13 protein-coding genes are annotated in these 11983 nt (G+C 57.7%); 1 reads left to right on the top strand and 12 read right to left on the bottom strand.

What is annotated here, in order from left to right:
- Position 1: 1 nt before the first annotated feature.
- Positions 2–1405 (bottom strand): MATE family efflux transporter, encoded by a 1404-nt coding sequence (locus tag ACR0JX_RS01960; RefSeq protein ID WP_480540933.1) that lies wholly within the window; start codon positions 1403–1405, stop codon positions 2–4.
- Between the two features lie 361 nt (positions 1406–1766).
- Here ACR0JX_RS01960 and ACR0JX_RS01955 point away from each other — a divergent pair, with 361 nt between their 5' ends.
- A complete protein-coding gene (locus ACR0JX_RS01955) occupies positions 1767–2867 on the top strand; it encodes a Hint domain-containing protein (protein ID WP_480540931.1) in 1101 nt (366 codons plus the stop codon).
- On the opposite strand, the gene ACR0JX_RS01950 is transcribed toward ACR0JX_RS01955, so the two are convergent.
- The 11 genes from ACR0JX_RS01950 to ACR0JX_RS01900 all read right to left on the bottom strand — a co-directional run bounded on the left by ACR0JX_RS01950 (position 2864) and on the right by ACR0JX_RS01900 (position 11891).
- Entirely contained in the window at positions 2864–3982 is a 1119-nt protein-coding gene (locus ACR0JX_RS01950; RefSeq protein WP_480540929.1) for an alpha-hydroxy acid oxidase, read from the bottom strand. The two genes, ACR0JX_RS01955 and ACR0JX_RS01950, sit on opposite strands and share 4 nt — an antisense overlap.
- Complete coding sequence (comE, locus tag ACR0JX_RS01945) at positions 3982–4536, bottom strand: sulfopyruvate decarboxylase subunit beta (protein ID WP_480540927.1); 555 nt, start codon at positions 4534–4536, stop codon at positions 3982–3984. Before comE ends, ACR0JX_RS01950 begins: the two co-directional genes overlap by 1 nt.
- On the bottom strand, positions 4533–5039 hold the full coding sequence (gene comD / locus ACR0JX_RS01940) for a sulfopyruvate decarboxylase subunit alpha (RefSeq protein ID WP_170532433.1): 507 nt from the start codon (positions 5037–5039) through the stop codon (positions 4533–4535). Before comD ends, comE begins: the two co-directional genes overlap by 4 nt.
- A gap of 50 nt (positions 5040–5089) precedes the next feature.
- Complete coding sequence (locus ACR0JX_RS01935) at positions 5090–5500, bottom strand: universal stress protein (protein ID WP_480540925.1); 411 nt, start codon at positions 5498–5500, stop codon at positions 5090–5092.
- A gap of 23 nt (positions 5501–5523) precedes the next feature.
- Positions 5524–6501: an alcohol dehydrogenase catalytic domain-containing protein gene (locus ACR0JX_RS01930; RefSeq protein ID WP_480540923.1), complete on the bottom strand. Its 978-nt coding sequence runs from the start codon at positions 6499–6501 to the stop codon at positions 5524–5526.
- Complete coding sequence (locus ACR0JX_RS01925; protein WP_480540921.1) at positions 6498–7259, bottom strand: SDR family NAD(P)-dependent oxidoreductase; 762 nt, start codon at positions 7257–7259, stop codon at positions 6498–6500. The genes ACR0JX_RS01930 and ACR0JX_RS01925 overlap by 4 nt, the downstream gene beginning before the upstream one ends.
- Complete coding sequence (gene hisD, locus ACR0JX_RS01920) at positions 7252–8559, bottom strand: histidinol dehydrogenase (RefSeq protein WP_480540919.1); 1308 nt, start codon at positions 8557–8559, stop codon at positions 7252–7254. The genes ACR0JX_RS01925 and hisD overlap by 8 nt, the downstream gene beginning before the upstream one ends.
- Before the next feature lie 12 nt (positions 8560–8571).
- A complete protein-coding gene (locus tag ACR0JX_RS01915) occupies positions 8572–9900 on the bottom strand; it encodes a TRAP transporter large permease (RefSeq protein ID WP_170532424.1) in 1329 nt (442 codons plus the stop codon).
- An 11-nt stretch (positions 9901–9911) separates the two neighbouring features.
- Positions 9912–10424: a TRAP transporter small permease gene (locus ACR0JX_RS01910; RefSeq protein WP_170532422.1), complete on the bottom strand. Its 513-nt coding sequence runs from the start codon at positions 10422–10424 to the stop codon at positions 9912–9914.
- Between the two features lie 111 nt (positions 10425–10535).
- Positions 10536–11681, bottom strand: a complete 1146-nt coding sequence (locus ACR0JX_RS01905) for a TRAP transporter substrate-binding protein (RefSeq protein ID WP_480540916.1) — start codon at positions 11679–11681, stop codon at positions 10536–10538.
- Between the two features lie 24 nt (positions 11682–11705).
- Entirely contained in the window at positions 11706–11891 is a 186-nt protein-coding gene (locus tag ACR0JX_RS01900) for a hypothetical protein (protein ID WP_170532418.1), read from the bottom strand.
- Between the last annotated feature and the right edge of the window lie 92 nt (positions 11892–11983).

Below are 11983 nucleotides of genomic sequence, written 5' to 3'. Positions count from 1 at the left end.
GCTACCAACCCCGACGGCCAAACAGCGAATGGATGCGGTTTTGATCCGCGAAGGGCTCGGCCCTTTGCGTCCGTTGCAGACCGGACACCACGCGCATGACCAGACCCCAGCTGATCACGGCGAAAATGACACCACCGAATGCTTGGCCCAGCAGAACACCAGATGCCCCGGCAAGGCTTGACCCGATCGTCGCAAATATCCAGGTGCCCAACGTGTGACGACCCCAGTTGATCCAGGTTGAATAAACCGGATGGCCCAGATTGTTGAAACTGGCGTTTGCGACAAAGATGACCCCGTTGAAGAACGATGCGAGGGCCAGCGGGCCGCAGAACAGGTAAATCAGCGTGCGGGTTTCACCCTGGGCTGCAAACAAATCCGCAATCGGTGCGCGCAGCAGAAACAGGATCGCAGCCATACCCAGAACATAGATCGCAGTAAATTTGATACCCGCCAGATAAGCTGCACGAACACGGTCGAATTTCTCGGCCCCGTAGTTCTGTCCGATAATGGGACCAATGGCGCCCGACAGCGCAAAAATCACCGAAAACGCCACGGGTAGCAACCGCCCGATCACTGCCATACCGGCGACGGCGTCTGTTCCGTATTGTGCAATCTCGCGCACGACAATGGCATTGCCGATTGGTGTGGCCACATTGGTCAGCACCGCCGGAATCGCAATGGCCCGAACAGGCCGGATATCCTGTACCACTTGTCTCACAGAGGGTCGCGCAAAGGCCTGATGCACCCGCAAGGCGGGCCAAAGGGCGGCGGCCAGCATACAAACGCGCGCGATCACGGATGCAATCGCCGCACCATCCAGCCCAAGCCCGACCCCGAAAATCAGGATCGGGTCAAGAACCGCGTTCACGACACCACCATAGATCGTCGCCATCATCGACCGGCGCGCATCCCCGTGCGCTCGCAGAACCGCCATGGATGCCATCGCAATCGACATCACCCACATCGTGGGCAGAATGATCGAGACATAGCGGGTTGCCAGCCTCAGAACCTCGCCCTCGGCTCCAAGCAAAGATAGCAGAAAGCTGATGTTTAACAGCACCAGAGCAGAGACTGCCAACCCCAGGATCAGACCAATCACAGCCACACTGGAGGCATAGTTGCGGGCTTGTTCAGGCTGACCAGCACCAAGCTCACGCGCGACAAGCGCGCCTGCTGAAATAGACAGCCCGATATTGATCGCGTTGGTGAAAAACAGCAGCGTACCCGCATATCCCACCGCCGCAGCCAAGGCGTCATTTCCCAGCATTGAAATGAAGATCATGTCGACGAAATCAACGGCGAAAATGGCCATCAATCCGATACTGGTGGTCAGCGACATGCGCGTCACGTGGCGCATCAGACTGCCGTTCAGAAATATTGCCTCACGTGCAGAAGTCTCGGCCAAGGTCCCGTCCTGTTATTGCGGTTTTGTAATCGTGTTCCGAAACACCGGTGATGTGAAACACATATTCCAATCCGAACCCTCAGTGTGAGGTTTTTACGCCAGCGTGTGGCGCGTGAGTGATTTCTACCCCGTCCATCCCACCCGAGGGTCCAAGATCGCAGTCGTCGATCTCAATTTGTTTACAAATTGTTATGGGATTTCTGACTGGCCCACCCAATTTTTCAGGAATGCCGCCTATAATTCGCCTTAAACAAGCTATAAGCGTGGCGCTGCTTGGTTGCTTTTGGATGTCATCCCGCAACATCTTAGAGAGCCAAACAATGACAAAGTTTTACCCAGTGGAAGAGTTTCAGGTTTAGTCATGGCAAACTATTCATATATCGGCTACGCGCCGGATGTCATTTCAGTAAATTTTTTCGGCCAGGATACCATCACCTTATCCACAAGCTATGACCCAGCGACTGATCGCAGGATCTTTGATGTCGAGGACGCGGCAGGTGGCACCATTTTGAACGGGGGCAACCCGCTGCCCGACACGGGAACCGTGTTTAACGGCGATCGGTTCAGCGACGAAAACGGGGATGACGCGACGCAAACAGGCGTTGTTACCAATCTGGACGGGTCGACAACCTTTGCCAGCGGCGACATCTATCTCGAGGAATCCTATATCCTGACGGTGCCCGGTGGCGGCAACATCACGGTCTATGCCGTTGAAGTCGAGGGCACCCTGGTCGGATACATCACGTCTGAGCCACTGGACCCGGGCGTGACCTACAACATTCAGGTCGTCAATGTCACGCCAACAAACGCGCCTGATACGACCGATCCAACCTCAATTATCGATGTGCCCTGTTTTGCCGCTGGCACTCTGATTGCAACGCCGTCGGGGCTGAAACCGATCGACTCCCTAAGTGCTGGTGATTTGGTTTGCACAGCTGATCACGGGGATCAGATCATTCGCTGGATTGGGTCAACTCAACTGGATCGGGCAGCGCTGGCGGCTAAACCCAAGCTCAAACCGATACGCATTGAGGCTGGTGCTTTGGGCCGAGGGTTGCCATGCCGAGACCTCTTGGTGTCGCCTCAACACAGAATGCTGGTGCGTTCGCCCATTGCCACCCGGATGTTCGACGCCGCAGAAGTTCTGGTGCCCGCTCATATGCTGACCGACCTGCCGGGTATCAACCGTGAAGACAACGCCCAGTCGGTCACTTACTACCACATGCTATTTGACCGCCATGAGGTTGTGTTTGCTGAAGGAGCTCCGTCAGAAAGCCTGTTTACGGGCCCGCAGGCCATGGACAGCTTACCCCAAGCTGCACGCGACGAGATTCTTGAGCTTTTCCCCGACCTTAGGCTGCCCGGGTATGTTGCACGATCCGCGCGACACATTCCATCCAAAGGTCGTAAAGTTCGCAATATGGTGCAGCGACACCTTAAGAACGACCGCACTTTGATCTAAGGCTGACGGGCGTTCTGATCTGCCGCTTGCGCGATCTGAGTGGCACCGATCTGGGCCATGGCAATGCTCATCTCATCGCTGAGGACCTGCCACAGCTGGTGCAGCCCCTCTTCGCCCCCCGCTGCAATGGCGAATTGCAGGATCCGGCCGAAGAAAGTGAAGTTCGCGCCTGTGAGAAGGGCTTTCAACGCATCCTCGCCGGAACGTAGGCCGCTATCATAGAACAGCGGAAATGTTTCTCCGACTGCGGTGCGGATTTCGGGCAGGATGGAAAATGGGGCCGGTGCGCTTTCAAGTTGCCGGGCGCCGTGGCTGGAGACCTGAATGGCATCCACCCCGGCAGCCTTGAGAGCAACCGCGTCTTCGACATCCAATACACCTTTGACCACCAGATGCCCCGACCACCGATCCCGAAGGCTTGCCAGCGTGTCCCAATCTGCTTTGGCGCGGCTTTCGGTTCGGTCAAACTCGTACCCGTCCATCAGGAAATTGGCCATTTGCGGCTTACCGTGCACCAGGGTCGACAAGGACCAGCGCGGATGCAGCGCGAAGTCCAGAAACTGACGGGGACCCAACCGGAACGGCATACGGAACCCGTGCCGCAACTCTCGGGGCCTGCGCCCAACCTCGGGGACATCGACAGTCAGAACAAGTGTGTCGTATCCCGCAGCCTTCGCCCGATCCACAAGCTTAGAGGTTCCTGATCCATCCCCGCTGAAATATAGCTGAAACCAGGCATTGCCCTCGGACACCTCCAGCATCTTTTCCATCGGGGTGGAGGCCACAGTCGATACGCCCAACGGCACCGAAAAGCGGGCAGACAAACGGGCCAGCATCAGATCAGCCCCCGGGCCCGACAGGTTGCACATCCCCATGGGCGCAATGCCAAAGGGACGTTGTGCGAGTTTGCCGAAGACCGAGCTTGCCAATGACCGCTCACTCACATCCCGCAGGATACGTGGGCGCAGGGTCATTGCATCCAGGGCGGACCGATTGCGCGCGGCCCCGACCTCAGCCCCCGCAGCACCATCGATATAGTCGAACACCATCCAAGGCAAACGCCGCCGCGCAAGGCGGCGGGCGTCTTCGGCTGAATGAATGTCGCTTGCGACCATCAGGCCTCGACAGCTTTCATAAAGCGGTCACGGATCACCACCGGGTCCATCGTGATAACCGGCATCTTGGCGTTGCCGCTTTCACATTTGCTGACGATAATGGTCATCTGTTTGCTATCCAGCGCCTCTTGCAGCACGCGCCCCGTATCCTCGGCGGCACATTCGATAACGCGTTCACACCCGGCAGCCTGCGCCATTTTCGTCAGAGAGGTTTTCTGACCCGCATAGGTTGGCTGATCCCCGGTTGAGCCGTATGAGCCGTTGTCGACGATCAGCAGGATATAGTTATCCGCCACGTTGTTGGCGATCGTCGGCAACGTACCCAGATTGGTCAGGATCGAGCCATCCCCATCAATCACGATCACCGGTTTAGGCTGCGCTAAAGCCAGACCCAGACCAATGGATGAAGCCAAACCCATGGTGCCCAGCATGTAGAAATTCGTAGGCTGATCATCTATGGCGTGCAGTTCCTGGCTGGGAATACCAATGTTGCAGACCACAAGTTGGTCTCGCAGGATCGGGGCGATTTCTTTCAGAATCTCAGAACGGATCATTGGTCGCCATAGCCTCCCCAAAAGTTCGCATCGGTCAGAATGGCAACCGGTTTGTTGCACATGAATGTGTATTTCAGGATCATGTCGAGCTCTTCGACATCAGATTGATTGTGGAAGTGGTAGGTCGGGATGTTCATCTGTGCCAACAACGCCTTGGTATGCACAGCCATTTCGACCTGACAGGCCACCGGTTCACGCAATTCCCCACGATACGAGATCAGCATGGGCAGCGGCATCCGGTAATATTGGATCAGCGTGGCCAGTGTGTTGATCGTCACACCAATGGCCGTGTTCTGCATGATGATGGCAGGGCGTTTGCCACCCATCCAGGCACCTGCGCACAGGCCCATGCCTTCGTCTTCCTTGTTCGACGGGATGTGAAAAATCTCATCGCGCTGGTCGATTTCTTCTATCACTCCAGCCAATTGCTTGCAGGGGACGGTGGTCACGAACGAGATGTCGTTCGCCACCAGATCGTCAGTGATCTTCTTGTCTATGTTCATGGTCCAGCTTTTGGTCCTGTTTAGGGCGCGGTATGCGCGATTGACGATATTCAGGTTCTGCGATGCACATGCACCGCACAGTGTGCGTGGCGAACGACGCGCGAGGCGGTCGATCCCAAAAAATAGTCGCTCAGGTCCGGCTTGTGCGAGCCGATCACGATGCAATCGATACCGTTGCTGTCGGCATAGTCGATGATGGTGCGTGCCGTGTGTCCTTTGACAATCTCGGCAGTCACACCATCCAGCCCTTCGACCTTGTCCAGCAACTGGCGGCGGGCACGCTCGAACCCTTCAGCGACCAGTGTTTTGTCCAGATAGGCGCTGACCGAGCCCTGAGGCATCTCGTAGACATGCAAGGCAATGATCTCGGCCCCGTCTTCAGACAGGGCGCGGGCAACCTCAAGCGTGTGCTGCGAGATGCCGTGATCCAGCGCCATAGGAACAAGAACTTTCTTATACATATCAATCTCCTTTTCAGCCCGGTCTATTCCCACGGGTCCAGGATAATCTTTGGCGCGGTAACCACGCCAGAGCGCAGGTCGCGAAACGCCTGCGCCCCTTCGGACAGAGGGCGCGCTTCGGTCCAGTCTAAGTCACCCAAACGCCCATCGAATATGGCCTGGGCCGTTTGGCGGAAATCTTCGGCGGTGTAGGTATACGTGCCGATAAAGGTGATTTCCTGCAAGGTCATGCGACGGATATCCAGCCCGCCTGTATCCTCACCCAAGCCGACATGCGCAATTACCCCACCAGGTTCTGCACAGGCCGACGCCGTCGCGCGCGTCGCTGCATAACCGACCGCATCGATCACAATCGGATAGGTTCCTGCGGCTTCATCTAGGACGCGAAATCCTAGCCCTTGCAAGAATGTGCGTCGTCCAGCGTTCGGCTCAACCAGCGTCACATGTTCAATGCTCATCGCTCTCAAAGCCAATGCTGCAGCCAGACCAATGGCGCCGCCGCCCAAAACCAATGCGCGTTTTTCGCTGGCCGGATGCAACGCTTCAACGGCCAGTCGAACAGTGTGCCAGCTGACGGCCAAGGGTTCGGCCAAGGCGGCTTTGTCCAATGGCACACCATCTGGCACTTCAACCAGATTGCGGTTGGGCATCGACACATATTGCGCAAAGGCCCCTTCGCGTGGAGGCATCGAGATAATCTGGCGCTGCGGGCAAAGGTTTTCCCGGCTCGAGGTGCAAGCCGGACACAGCCCGCAGGACACCAGCGGGTTGATCGTCACGCGCGTACCATCACGCGGGCCGCCGACGATTACACCCGCGGCCTCGTGGCCGAGGATCAGCGGTGCCGGACGCCGGGCATCATGCCCGAGATAGGCATGCATATCCGAGCCGCAGATGCCAACCGCCTGGACACGGATAAGATGCTCGTCCATGCCGGGTACAGCGTCGGGCATATCCCGATACGCAACCTCTTCGACCCCCTCATACACAAGCGCTTTCATTTCGCAGTGAACCCCCCATCAACCATGAGGACCTGCCCAGTGACATAATCCGAGGCTTTCGAGCACAGAAACAGGATCGGCCCGTCGATATCTTCCATACGGCCGTTGCGCCCAGTGCAGGTTTGAGCGGCGTTTCGCGCGGCACGATCCGGGTTATCAAACACAGCCTGCGTCAGCTCAGTCGGGAAGAACCCCGGCCCAATGGCATTGGCGGTGATGCCGTAGGGCGACCATGCCTCGGCCATCGCGCGGGTCAATTGCCCGATCCCGGCCTTGGTCGCGCCATAGGCGATGCCGGCGGGAAAGGCGCGTGTGGTTTGCAGCGAGGCAAAATTCACAATCCGGCCCCAGCCTTTTTCCTTCATCGCGGGCACCATCGCCTGGCTCAGGAAAAATGGCGCGCTCAGGTTCAGGGCCAGAGTCGCATCCCATCCCTGCCCGGTCACATCATCCGCCGCCTCGCGCGTGTTCACCCCGGCGGCGTGGACGACAATGTCGGGCGGGCCGAACTGCAACGAGATCTCGTCCACCAGAGCCCCAACATTCTCACGTTCCGCAACATCGGCAGTCACGGCGGCGGCATTTGCCCCTATCTCATCGCATAGTTGAAACAGCGCATCGGCTCGCCGTGCAATGCCGACGACTTTAGCACCAGCTTGTGCCAGCACCAAAGCAACGCGACGCCCCAGCCCCGAGCTTGCACCGGTGACACAGGCCACGCGCCCTGTCAGATCAAAGAGCGCGCGTGGGTCATCCATCTGCGGTCAGGTCGAATTGCTCATCCGGGAAATACTTGGCCAGACGCACATCAGCGGCACGGGCATGACCCTCCATCCCTTCCAGACGCGAAATGCGGGCGGTAGCGACTGCGATAGGCTTGGACCCTTCACGCGTTGCCCGCTGCCATGTCACGATTTTCATATATTTATGAACACTCAGGCCACCGGTATAGCTGGCCGCGCCTGAAGTGGGCAGAACATGATTGGTCCCGGTGGCTTTATCACCGTAGGACACCGTGGTTTCCTCGCCAAGAAACAGCGAGCCATAACAAGTCAGCCGGTTCAGCCACCAATCCAGATCCTCAGCCTGAACGGTCAGGTGTTCAGGCGCATAGTCGTCGGAACAGGCCGCCATTTCTTCACGATCCGCACAAACGATCACCTCGGCATAGTCGCGCCAAGCAGCAGATGCGTTTTCGCGGTTCAGTTCCGGCAGGTCTTCGATCAGCGCGGGCACAAGCTCCATCACCTTCTGCGCCAGTTCCCGATCATCAGTCACCAACCAAACGGGCGAGTTATACCCGTGCTCGGCCTGACTGACCAAATCGGTCGCGACCACATGTGCATCTGCGCTGCCATCGGCCAGGATCAAGCTGTCCGTCGGGCCCGCGATCATGTCGATACCGACCTTGCCGTAGAGAATACGCTTTGCCTCGGCCACGAACTGGTTGCCAGGCCCGACAAGAATATTCGCGCGTGGCAATCCGAACAGGCCATAGGTCATGGCAGCCACGCCTTGTACACCACCCATCGCCAAGATGCTGTCGGCTCCGCAGATATGCGCGGCGTAGACGATCGCAGGTGCGACGCCTTCGCCCGGACGGGGCGGAGAGCACGCGGTGATATGGCGACACCCTGCTACTTTGGCTGTGGTTACCGTCATAATCGCACTGGCGATATGGCTGTAGCGTCCACCAGGCACATAGCACCCTGCCGCATCTACAGGGATGGCTTTTTGCCCCGCGACAACGCCCGGCACGATCTCGGTCTGCACATCCGACACGGTGGCTTTTTGCGTTTCAGCAAAGCGGCGCACGTTGTCATGGGCAAATCGGATATCGGCCTTCAGTTTCTCGGGCACCAAGGCGATGGCCGCGTCGATCTCGTCCTGAGTCATCAGGACATTGCCTTCGAACTTGTCGAATTTGGCGGCATATTCCAGCGCTTTGGCGTCACCCCCGGCCTCGATATCGGACAGGATGGTTTTGACCGTATCGTGCACCTCGGACGCATGAGATTGCGCCGTCAGGGTTGCCTTTTTCAGATAGTCACGCGGCATATTCAGCAAATCCTATTGGTAGATTTCAGGGAGCAATGTGGTTGAAACTGCGGGTACATACGCGATCAACAGAACCACAATCAGCATGGTCAAGACAAAGGGAACGGCACGGGCTGCGATTTTTAGGATTGATTCTCCGGTTATCCCGGAAACAACAAACAGGTTCAGGCCCAGCGGCGGGGTGATGAAGCCCACGCCCAGGGCGGTGATCATCATGATGCAGAACTGAATCTCGTTCATGCCGATATTGTCGGCCAGAGGTTTCAGGATCGGCGCAAGGATCACGATGTTCGGCGTTGTTTCCATCACACAGCCTGCCGCGATCAGAATTCCGATCATCAGCAAGATCAGCAAGTACGGGTCATCGGTCAGATTGGTAACCGAGGTCACAAAGCCCTGCGGCACACCCATGATCGCCAGCGCCTCGGCCAGTGGGGCCGAAAAGGCGATGATCGGCAGGATCACCCCGTTGACCTTGGCCGAGCTGACCAGCATTGACGGGAAATCGGCCAGCGTCAGCGTGCGCAGTATGAAGCCCATGATAATGGTGACAACAACTGCCGTGGCACCGGCCTCGGTCGGGGTCAGACGGCCCGAGAAGATGCCGTAGAAGATGATGCCCGGCACGATGAAGGCGTACCAGCCGGATTTCAGCGCCTTGCCCAGATTGGCCAGCCATTCACCCATCGTCATCATGCCGCCGCCTTCATAGGCATAAAGGCGGTTCATGATGATATTGGTGATCAGGATCGAGACCAGAATGGCCAGACCGGGGATCAGCGCCGCAAGGAATAGGGTCGAGGCAGATATACCCAGCACGAGCCCGATGATGATGTAGGCAATCGACGGCGGGATCAGGATGCCGGTGCAGGCCCCCGCCGCAACCAGTGCACAGGCATAGGGGCGCGGGTAGCCGCTTTCGACCAGACGGTTGATCGTCATCCGGCCCACGGCAGCAGCACCTGCCGCGTCCGAGCCCGAGATCGCCGCGAACATGCCGCAGACCAGCACGGTGGCCGAGCCGAAGCCGCCCTTGGCGAAACAGGTCAGCGCCTCGGCCACGTCCAGAAACTTGCGCGATAACCCGGTGCGCACGAGCACATCCCCGGTTAGAATGAACAAGGGCACAGCAGTCAGGGCAAAGGCATCAATGCCGGTGAACAGGCTTTCGCCCACGAGGCTCAGCGGCAGGTCGCCGGACATGACAAGCATCAGGATCGCAGCAGACCCGATCGCCGCCCAGACGGGCACTGCCATGGCGATCAGACCCACGAACAGGATCACGGGCAGATAAAAATCCCAGCCCAATTCGACCGTTTGATTGAGGGTATTCCAAAGCATCTCAGATCTCCTCAGTCAAACAGCTTGTCGCCTTCGAAGACGGGTGTGCCGTCACGAAGGGATTTCAGGTCGCGCATCAGGGATTGGATCAGACGCCAGATCATCAGCGCAAATCCGGTGGGCACCGCCATCAGGAACCAAACTTTCGAAATCCGCAGACCATCAGTGACCGAGCCGAACTTGGCCGAGACATGCACCGCCTCGTAAGACCAATAAAGGGCGATGATCGCGACAACGAACATGACCAGATCGCCAAAGATATACAGCAGCGCCTTGGGACGCGGCCCGAGGTAATGCATGATCACATCGATGCGGATATGCGCGCGTTCCTTCACGGCGGCGGCGGCTCCGATCCATGCGAGGTAGATAAAGGAATACCGGACGATCTCTTCGCCCCAGATCGAGGAATAGGCGAAAATTTCGCGTCGCAGCACCTCGATTGCCATGGTGATTACCAGCATCACGTAGAACACCAGCAGTAGCCAGCGCTCGGCGTCCCGGTCTATTTTCTGAAGTACAGTCATGTCCGGTTCCAATTCTTGGCAGCACTTCAGAATGCGGTCACGATAACAGCTTCAACATGCTACTTATTGTGGAGCAAACGGGTGCGCCACGGCGCACCCGCCTAGATCGCCTTAGGCGTCGTGGACGTAGTATTTGCCCTGCGTACCGGCTGCTTCGACCAGTTTCTCGAAGTTGTCCATCGATCCTGCCAGCTCGGTCTTGAACGGATCCCAGTCAGCATTCTGATAGCCGCCTGCGTCCTGCCATTCGGCCAGCTGATCGTCGCTGAGTGAGTGAAACTGGACGCCCGCCTTGTTCAGCTCGGCCATGGCATAGGCGCGTGCTGAAGGAACCTTGGACAGGTTTTGGTGGCTGGTCATTTCCGAACCCCACATGATGCCTTCCTGCACATCGGCGGGCATCGAGTTGAACCATTCCAGGTTACAGGAATAAACCTGACTGTCTGGAACTGCCTGCGTAAAGGTCACATGGCTGAGTATGTCCTTGAAGCCAAAGACAAACAGCGCGCCCACCGATGGGTCGAGCGCATCCGCCACGCCCTGCTTGATGGCCGAGGGGGTCTCGCCCCAGGCGACAGGCGTCGGGTTGGCACCGACCATTCGGTAGTATTGCTGCAGCATCTTCGAGCCTGGCACGCGGAACTTGATCCCACTCATATCGCCGGGCGTGATCACGGCATCGCCGCCTTGACGCACTGCAACCACGCGAGGATCGATGACGACATAGAACAGCGCCTTAAAGCCCGCAGCCTCGACTTTCGGGTGAACCTCATTCTTCCAGGTGTCAGAGTGTACTAGATTGGTAAAGCGCTGGTTCGAGCCGCAGAGATACGGCATGTTGATCAGGTCAACCGTCGAGGCAAACGGCGCAAAGTTCGACAGCGAATGCTGCGCGGCCTGAATGGTTCCACCCTGCACTTTCTGTACAAGTGAGCCACCTGCGCCCAGCTGACCACCCGGCGCCAATTTGACATAGACTTTGCCGTTGGTTGCATTTTGGATGTTTTCCTTCAGGTCCAACTGCATGATCGGATAGCTGCGCGATGCGCCCAGCACATAAGCGGTTGCAACGGTCATCACATGATCGGCCGCCTTTTCACGCTCGCTTTCTTCCTTGGCGGTTTGTGCTGCGGCCTCGGATGACCAAAGCACCCCGCCAGCGCCCGCGACGAGGGCGGCTGTGAATGCGCCACTGGCGCTCAGTTTCAGGAAATTGCGGCGCTCCGCGGACGCCAGATCGTTTTTGTCGTTGTGCATTAAGTGCCCTCCCAAGCAGAAAATTCAGCCGCCGTTTTCGGTATCGCGGTCAGCCTCTTTTTTCAGAATTGCGACAACGAACAGGATCGACGCCGCGAACAGGACCAACATTTCTCCGACATCCCCGAAAACTGCAGCATTTGCGAAGGCCCCCAAGGCAACGTTCGCAAAATAGATGACGAACACGACAATCGAGGCTGCAAGAAACATTTCCGGGACTCCCTATAGAATCGGCCCATCTTCATTTGTAAGCGCTTACATCACAAATGCAAGCGCTTACATTAGCGCTTCCCCAAGGCCCA

This window comes from Ruegeria sp. AH7 (genome assembly GCF_056541325.1).
The sequence above is the reverse complement of the archived record's forward strand: the minus strand, read 5'-3'. Positions and strand labels throughout refer to the sequence as shown.

Bases quoted from the DNA above. Each gene is read 5' to 3' on its own strand.
- ACR0JX_RS01910 (WP_170532422.1), bottom strand. From the start codon at position 10,424: ATGACTGTACTTCAGAAAATAGACCGGGACGCCGAGCGCTGGCTACTG.
- hisD (WP_480540919.1), bottom strand. From the start codon at position 8,559: ATGCCGCGTGACTATCTGAAAAAGGCAACCCTGACGGCGCAATCTCAT.
- ACR0JX_RS01900 (WP_170532418.1), bottom strand. From the start codon at position 11,891: ATGTTTCTTGCAGCCTCGATTGTCGTGTTCGTCATCTATTTTGCGAAC.
- ACR0JX_RS01930 (WP_480540923.1), bottom strand. From the start codon at position 6,501: ATGAAAGCGCTTGTGTATGAGGGGGTCGAAGAGGTTGCGTATCGGGAT.
- ACR0JX_RS01925 (WP_480540921.1), bottom strand. From the start codon at position 7,259: ATGGATGACCCACGCGCGCTCTTTGATCTGACAGGGCGCGTGGCCTGT.
- ACR0JX_RS01950 (WP_480540929.1), bottom strand. From the start codon at position 3,982: ATGGTCGCAAGCGACATTCATTCAGCCGAAGACGCCCGCCGCCTTGCG.
- comE (WP_480540927.1), bottom strand. From the start codon at position 4,536: ATGATCCGTTCTGAGATTCTGAAAGAAATCGCCCCGATCCTGCGAGAC.
- ACR0JX_RS01955 (WP_480540931.1), top strand. From the start codon at position 1,767: ATGGCAAACTATTCATATATCGGCTACGCGCCGGATGTCATTTCAGTA.
- ACR0JX_RS01915 (WP_170532424.1), bottom strand. From the start codon at position 9,900: ATGCTTTGGAATACCCTCAATCAAACGGTCGAATTGGGCTGGGATTTT.
- comD (WP_170532433.1), bottom strand. From the start codon at position 5,039: ATGAACATAGACAAGAAGATCACTGACGATCTGGTGGCGAACGACATC.
- ACR0JX_RS01905 (WP_480540916.1), bottom strand. From the start codon at position 11,681: ATGCACAACGACAAAAACGATCTGGCGTCCGCGGAGCGCCGCAATTTC.
- ACR0JX_RS01935 (WP_480540925.1), bottom strand. From the start codon at position 5,500: ATGTATAAGAAAGTTCTTGTTCCTATGGCGCTGGATCACGGCATCTCG.